Source organism: Aeromicrobium sp. PE09-221, from assembly GCF_002174305.1.
Classification (GTDB): domain Bacteria; phylum Actinomycetota; class Actinomycetes; order Propionibacteriales; family Nocardioidaceae; genus Aeromicrobium.
Window position 1 is genome coordinate 1 of sequence record NZ_MIJB01000099.1, and the last position, 1,358, is coordinate 1,358.

Annotated in this window: 2 protein-coding genes; both read right to left on the reverse strand. The window is 60.8% G+C overall.

Annotation, left to right across the window (positions count from 1 at the left end):
• Positions 1–286 (reverse strand): hypothetical protein (locus BHE97_RS19530; protein ID WP_140400284.1); only part of this gene is annotated, 286 nt, incomplete at its 3' end.
• A gap of 33 nt (positions 287–319) precedes the next feature.
• A complete protein-coding gene (locus BHE97_RS19535; RefSeq protein ID WP_087625668.1) occupies positions 320–1,078 on the reverse strand; it encodes a hypothetical protein in 759 nt (252 codons plus the stop codon).
• Positions 1,079–1,358: the final 280 nt, after the last annotated feature.

Sequence of the window (1,358 nt, forward strand, 5' to 3'; positions counted from 1 at the left end):
CTGCCTCGTATCCAACGGCCGCGTCTTCGCCCTGCCGCTCCGTTTTGAGAACCTCACCTTGCTCTTCATTGACGCGGGTTTCCTGCAGCTTGCGGTCGGCTTCGACACGCGTCAGCTCCAATACGTCGTCAGCGTGACGCCTGGCCGTAGCCACCACCGCATCGGCTTCGGCCTCATCCCGCAAGCGGCGCTTGGCAAGCTCCTCGTCCGTCTTGCGTCGCTCGTCGGTCAGACTGCGGTCAGTCTCAGCGCGCTCTCCACCCTGGGGCTTTTCGTCCGACGCCATCGGCATGTGCTAGCACGAGCCGTCCGGGACAGTTCAGTAGAATATCGTGTGCTTGTCGCTCAACGCCGCGTCTACCGCATCAATCATGGCGTTGAACTGAGCATCTGCGCGGAAGCGTTCGTTGTCGAACACGAGCGCTTTGAGCCAGCTAATGGCAGAGGCGTGGTCGCGAAGCCCTCGGCGACGCACAGCGTCGTACTTGTCGAGAACGATGACGAGCTTCTCGGGTCTATCGAACGCACTATTGCTGCCGAAACGTCGCGTAAACGTCCCATCGGCAGCAACGATTGAGTCGGGGTTCACATTTTCCAACAAGTGATGGGTGGCCGCAGCCGCCACCGCCCCCGGAGGAACGGCAACCGTTTGCATGAAATCCAGTGTCCAGGCGCTGTGGAGGTTCCAAAACTGGCGGATAGGCATGGACGGATCGAGGTCGAGCGGGGCGAAGCGTCGGCAGCGTTCCGGAGCGTCAGCAGGGAAGTAAAGCCGAAAGAACTCGAGCACCGTGATTGTATCGTCCGGCACGCGCTCGACCGAGAACATCGCGGCGACGAGGCGCTGCTGGTCCGTATTGGCGCGGCCGGGTCCCGTCTTGCCGATGTCGGAAAACAGACTGCCGATCCTGACGGTGGCCTTTTCCAGCGAGCTAAACGAGTCCCCGGCTGCCTCGAGGTGCGCAAACACGAGATAGGCCATGTCCATGGTGCGCTGGCAATCATCGAACGTTGGAGTGTACTGAGCGAAAAGCGCCATGCGCTCGAGGATCGCCTGATCCAGCTGTACGACACTCACCCCTCCGCGGGCGCACGCTTCTTTGATGCGTGGTAGTCCGGCGATAGTGGCATTCGTTACTGCAATGTCGCTCGTGTAACCAAGTCCCCGCGTGAATGATTGACAATCTGTTACCGCTGCTCGCAAGAGCGATACGGTCTAGGGGCTTGCGAGAGCAAGCGCTCTGCGGGGTGTCGCGTAGAGACATATGACCATGCAGACGACAGCCGCTGCGACAGAACCCGTTGTCGCCGCCCCATCTCACAGCAAACAGCACACTAACGCACCCACACACACACGG